Source organism: Actinotalea sp., assembly GCF_041597215.1.
In the GTDB taxonomy this organism is placed as follows: Bacteria; Actinomycetota; Actinomycetes; order Actinomycetales; family Cellulomonadaceae; genus Actinotalea.
Map to the genome: position 1 here is coordinate 1 of NZ_JBFHHB010000212.1, position 5,707 is coordinate 5,707.

Genomic DNA, 5,707 nt, shown 5'->3' on the forward strand with positions numbered 1-5,707 from the left:
GGCGCGGACCGCGCGACGGGGTGGGCCGTCCCGGAGCGGCGGCCGCCGCTGCCGAGGTGGGCGCGCAGCGGCCCGATCCCGTCGTTGGTGACCACGCCGGCCCAGACGAGCTCCCACAGGGCGTCCACGACGGCAGCCACCGGCACCTCCTCGTCCAGGTCCGCCCGCACGCGCTGGCTCAGCGGCTCGAGGAACCACGCGCCACCACCGTCGAGCGCGGCGCGCACCGCTGCCGCGATCCCGTCGACCGGGACGGGAGCCTCGTCGGGGAGCGTCAGGTCGGCGGTGACGGCCGGGTGGAGGCTCACGAGCCCGTCGCGGGTGGCCAGGGCGGAGTGGCCGGCCCACAGGACCTCGCCTGCGGCGGTGAGCTCGTCGAGCATCGCGGGTGCGTAGTCGCTCACCCGTGCAGGGAGCACGAGGGACTCCAGCGCGGAGGCGGGCACCGGGAAGCCGGCCAGCTGCTCGACCACGCGCGCCAGGCCGTCGATCCCTCGGACCCCGTTGCGAGCGGCGAGCAGTCGAGGCGCGGGCGCCGGGTCCTGCGAGCCATGACCCGCCGGGACCTCCACCCGGCGCTCCTCGACCTGGTGCCACTGCGGAAGGAAGGTGCCGAGCGCTTCCTGGGGGACGGGCTCGGCCTCGGCCCGCAGCACGGCGAGGGAACGCCGGCGCAGGAGCCGCAGCACCCCGGCGTCGCAGTGGTCGGCCCCGGTCCCGCCGAGGCTGTCCGGCCGGATGCGTCCGGTGGCGAGCACCCCCGCCGCCGTGAGCCGTCCCAGGACCTCCGCCGCGACCGCGAGGGGAAGGTCGAAGCGTGCGGCGACCTCGCTGGTGGTGAACGGGCCGTGCGTCCTGGCATGCCGCCGCAGCAGGTCCCCGAGGGGATCGGCGACCAGCTCGGTGAACTCCTCCGGCACCCCGACCGGGAGCGCGACTCCCAGAGCGTCCCGGAGCCGCCCCGCATCCTCGATCGCCGCCCAGTGCTCCGTCGCGGCCCACCGCACACGGATCACCCGACGCTGCTCCTCGAGTGCCGTGAGCCAGTCCACGACCTCGGCGAGGTCTGCGGCGGTGCTGCGCTCCAGGGCGGCTGCGCCGGTCAGCGGGCCGTGCCGACGGACGACGTCGGCGAGCTCCTCCGGCCCCCGTGCGCGCCGGCCGTCCGCCCGCCCGCTCACCTCCGCCTCGACCGCCAGCACCGCATCGGGGTCGAGGAGGTCGGCCAAGGGGCTGGCCTGCCCGGCGAGGAGCTCGGCGAGGAGCTCGGGGTCCAGGGCGAGTGCCGCGGCCCGTCGTTCGGCGAGCGGGGCGTCGCCGTCGTACAGGAACTGGGCGGTGTAGCCGAACAGGAGCGACTGGGCGAACGGGGACGGGGAGGGCGTGGTGACCTCCACCACGCGAATCCGTCGGTTGGCGATCTCACGCATGAGGGTTGCCAGCGCGTCGACGTCGAAGTCGTCCTGGAGGCACTCCCGGGCTGCCTCGAGCAGCACGGGGAACTGGGGGTGCTGGGCGGCCACCGCGAGCAACTGGGCGGAGCGCTGGCGTTGCTGCCACAGGGGCTGCCGGCGGTCGGGCCGGCGGCGGGGCAGGAGGAGCGAGCGGGCCGCCGCCTCGCGGAACCGGGCGGCGAAGAGGGCGGAGCCGCCGACCTCGGCGCGGACCCGCTCGTGGACCTCGTCCGGGTCGAGCAGCAGGTCGGTGAGCTCGAGTCCTGGCAGGTCCGCGACGGACCATTCCCCGAGTGCCGGGTCCCAGGTCCCCTCGCCCGACTCGACGACGTTCGGCAGGCGCAGCACGATCCCGTCGTCGGAGTGCAGGACGGCGGCGTCGAGCCCGTAGCGCTCGGCGAGGCGCGCGCGCAGCACGAGGGCCCACGGGGCGTGCACCCGCGCACCGTGCGGGGAGTGCACGATCACCCGCCAGTCGCCGATCTCGTCCCGGAACCGCTCGACGACGACGGTCCTGTCGTCGGGGACCTGCCCCGTCGCCTCGCGCTGCTCGGTCAGGTAGGCGACGAGGTTGTCGGCGGCCCAGGGGTCCAGACCGGCGCCGGCGACCCGGGCCCGCGCCTGCTCGGCCGGCAGGGCGGCGGTCTCGCGCACCCAGGCGCCGATCGCCCGGCCCAGCTCAGCCGGCCTGCCGGGGGAGTCGCCCTTCCAGAAGGGCAGCCGGCCGGGTTGTCCCGGAGCAGGCGAGACCCTGACCTGGTCGTGGGTGATCTCCTCGATCCGCCAGGTGCTCGAGCCGAGGGTGAACGTGTCACCCACGCGCGACTCGTAGACCATCTCCTCGTCGAGCTCGCCGACGCGGGTGCCGCCGCGGGTGCCGGCCGCGTCGGCACCCATGAGGAACACCCCGTACAGGCCGCGGTCGGGGATGGTCCCGCCGCTGGTCACCGCGAGCCGTTGAGCGCCGGGTCGACCCCGCAGCACACCCGTCGCGCGGTCCCAGACCAGGCGCGGGCGAAGCTCGGCGAAGTCCTCGCTCGGGTACCGCCCCGCAAGCATGTCGAGGACGGCGTGCAGGCTCGCACGCCCGAGGGTCGTGAAGGGCGCGGCCCGGCGGACGACCGCCGCGAGCTCGTCGACCGTCCAGTCCTCGATCGCGACCATGGCGACGACCTGCTGGGCGAGGACGTCGAGGGGGTTGGCCGGGACCTCGAGACGCTCGATCTCCCCGGCGCGCATCCGCTCCGCGACGACGGCGGCCGGGACGAGCTCTCCGCGGAAGGTGGGGAACATGACCCCGTGCGAGATCGCGCCGACCTGGTGCCCGGCGCGGCCGATGCGCTGCAGTCCCGAGGCCACCGAGGGTGGTGCCCCGACCTGGACGACGAGATCGACGGCTCCCATGTCGATGCCCAGCTCGAGCGAGGAGGTCGCGACGACGGCCGGCAGGGTGCCTGCCTTGAGCTCCGCCTCGGTGCGGGTGCGCTCGGCACGGCTCATCGACCCGTGGTGCGCCCTGGCCAGGACGGTGGCTCCGTCGGCGGGAAGGCCGACAGCGGCTCCCGACTGGGCGCTGATCTCCGACGGGACGAGCGAGCCGGGCTCCGGCAGGTCGAGGCCGAGGCGACCGGCCCAGGTCTCGTTGACGCGTGCGGTCAGACGCTCGGCCCCGCGCCGCGAGTTGGTGAAGACGAGGGTGGACCGGTGCGCCGAGACGAGGTCGACGACACGCTCCTCGACATGGGGCCAGATCGAGGCACGCTGCCGCGGCGAGGCGTCGGCAGGGACCTGCGAGGCGTCGTCCCCGCCGAGCGGGCCGGCCGCGCCGGGGCTCGCGGGAAGGTCCGCGAGGTCCGGAACGGGCACGACGACATCGACCCGGATCTCCTTGGTCGAGGGAGGCTGCACGATCCGGACCTCGCGCCCGCCCTCGGCCGGGGTGCGTGCTCCGGAGAGGAAGGAGGCGACCTGCTCCACCGGCCGGACGGTCGCCGAGAGCCCCACCCGCTGCGCGGGGCCGCCGTGCTCGGCGAGCAGGGCGTCCAGCCGTTCGAGGCTGACGGCCAGGTGCGAGCCGCGTTTCGTCCCGGCCACGGCGTGGATCTCGTCCACGATCACCGTCCGCACCCCCACGAGCCCGGCCCTCGCCCCGGAGGTCAGCATGAGGAAGAGCGACTCGGGTGTCGTGATGAGGATGTCGGGCGGCTGGGTGGCGAAGCTGCGGCGCTCACCGGGCGGGGTGTCGCCCGTGCGCACCCCGACGCGCACCTCCGGCACGTCCAGACCCGCTCGCCGAGCGGCCTGGCGGATCCCGACGAGCGGGGAGCGGAGGTTGCGCTCCACGTCGGAGGCGAGAGCCTTGAGCGGGGACACGTAGACCACCCGGCATCGCGCGGCGGGATCGGCGACGGGTTCCCCTGTCAGCAGCCCGTCGAGGGACCAGAGGAAGGCTGCGAGGGTCTTCCCGGAGCCGGTCGGGGCCACGACCAGGGCGTGCGCGCCCGACCGGACGGCGTCCCACGCGCCGACCTGTGCCGCGGTGGGCGCGGCGAAGGCACCGGCGAACCAGGAGGCCGTCGGCGCGGAGAAGCCGTCCAGGGGGTCCGGCCGCGCTGAGCTCACCACGGCATTGTGGCCCGCACCTGCGACACCCGCCGGACCGAGCCTGGGCACCGAGCGCAGGGCGGTCCGCGGCAGCACGGCCGGGCGAGACGCGGGACGGGGCTGCCGCGCGGACGTGGCAGGCTGTCGCGATGCGCTACAGCGACTTCCGCGAGGCCGTCGTCGACGTCTTCGGGGCCCGGCTCGGGCCCGTCCTGGTCGACGAGCAGGTCCTGGAGCGGCTCGGCGACCGGACCGCGGCCCAGGCCCTCGCCGACGGGGACGAGCCGCGTACGGTCTGGTGGGCGCTGTGCGATGCGATGGAGGTCCCCGTGGCACGACGCTGGGGACCGGACCGGCCCTCGTCCTGAGCGCAGGGCCCTCGCGGGTGCCGCGGGTGCCGGACCGGGCGCCCGGCGGGCCGTGGGTGCTCCCCACGGCGTGTCGGAGCCAGAGGCGTGCAGTCGAACAGGTGTTCGGCTAATCTCTCCTCAGGCGAGACGGTCCCACCGCCTTCCACAGCCGGCCCGGCGGGGTCGGCGGCGTGTCGGAGGCGGGACGTAGCGTCATCGCACGAGACAGAGCACTGGTGGACGAGGTCCACACCGATACCGGTGGGCACACCCCGCCCCGCGACACCGAGGTGAGACATGGCAGCTCCCGCAGACCGCGCCAAGGCCCTGGAGGCCGCGCTGGTCCAGATCGACCGGCAGTTCGGCAAGGGATCGATCATGCGTCTCGGTGACGACGGCCGCGCACCGGTCGAGGTCATCCCGACCGGCTCGATCGCCCTGGACATCGCCCTGGGCATCGGCGGGCTCCCGCGCGGCCGTGTGGTGGAGATCTACGGGCCGGAGTCCAGCGGAAAGACGACGGTCGCGCTGCACGCCGTGGCCAACGCCCAGCGGGCCGGCGGCATCGCGGCGTTCATCGACGCCGAGCACGCGCTCGACCCGGAGTACGCCAAGAAGCTCGGCGTCGACACCGATGCGCTGCTGGTCTCCCAGCCGGACACCGGGGAGCAGGCCCTGGAGATCATGGACATGCTGATCCGTTCCGGGGCGATCGACCTCGTGGTCATCGACTCGGTCGCCGCCCTCGTGCCCAAGGCAGAGATCGAGGGTGAGATGGGCGACAGCCACGTGGGTCTCCAGGCCCGGCTCATGTCGCAGGCGCTGCGCAAGATCGCCGGCGCGCTCAGCCAGTCCAACACGACGGCGATCTTCATCAACCAGCTCCGGGAGAAGATCGGAGTCTTCTTCGGCACGCCGGAGACCACCACCGGTGGCAAGGCGCTGAAGTTCTACGCCTCGGTGCGCCTGGACATCCGCCGCATCGAGACCCTCAAGGAGGGCACGAACGCGGTCGGTAACCGCACCCGCGTCAAGGTCGTGAAGAACAAGGTCGCCCCGCCGTTCAAGCAGGCCGAGTTCGACATCATCTACGGCGAGGGCATCTCCTACGAAGGTGGCCTGATCGACCTCGGCGTGGAGCACGGCATCGTGCGCAAGTCCGGTGCGTGGTTCACCTACGGGGAGATCCAGTTGGGTCAGGGCAAGGAGAAGGCCCGCCAGTTCCTCAAGGACAACCCGACCCTCGGGCAGGAGATCGACCACAAGATCCGCGTGAAGGTCGGCATCGTCCCCGCGGAC

General features: G+C 74.0%; 3 protein-coding genes. 2 read left to right on the forward strand and 1 reads right to left on the reverse strand.

Annotation, left to right across the window (positions count from 1 at the left end; all coding sequences use genetic code 11):
- Positions 1 to 4,076, reverse strand: a 4,076-nt coding sequence (locus ABWK99_RS12950; protein WP_372595118.1) for a DEAD/DEAH box helicase, incomplete at its 3' end; no start/stop codon positions are given.
- Between the two features lie 131 nt (positions 4,077 to 4,207).
- On the opposite strand from ABWK99_RS12950, the gene ABWK99_RS12955 reads away from it, so the two are divergent.
- Together ABWK99_RS12955 and recA are read left to right on the forward strand one after the other, a co-directional pair.
- Positions 4,208 to 4,426, forward strand: a complete 219-nt coding sequence (locus ABWK99_RS12955; protein WP_372595119.1) for a DUF3046 domain-containing protein — start codon at positions 4,208 to 4,210, stop codon at positions 4,424 to 4,426.
- A gap of 279 nt (positions 4,427 to 4,705) precedes the next feature.
- The coding region (gene recA / locus ABWK99_RS12960; RefSeq protein WP_372595120.1) for a recombinase RecA at positions 4,706 to 5,707 on the forward strand (1,002 nt) is incomplete at its 3' end.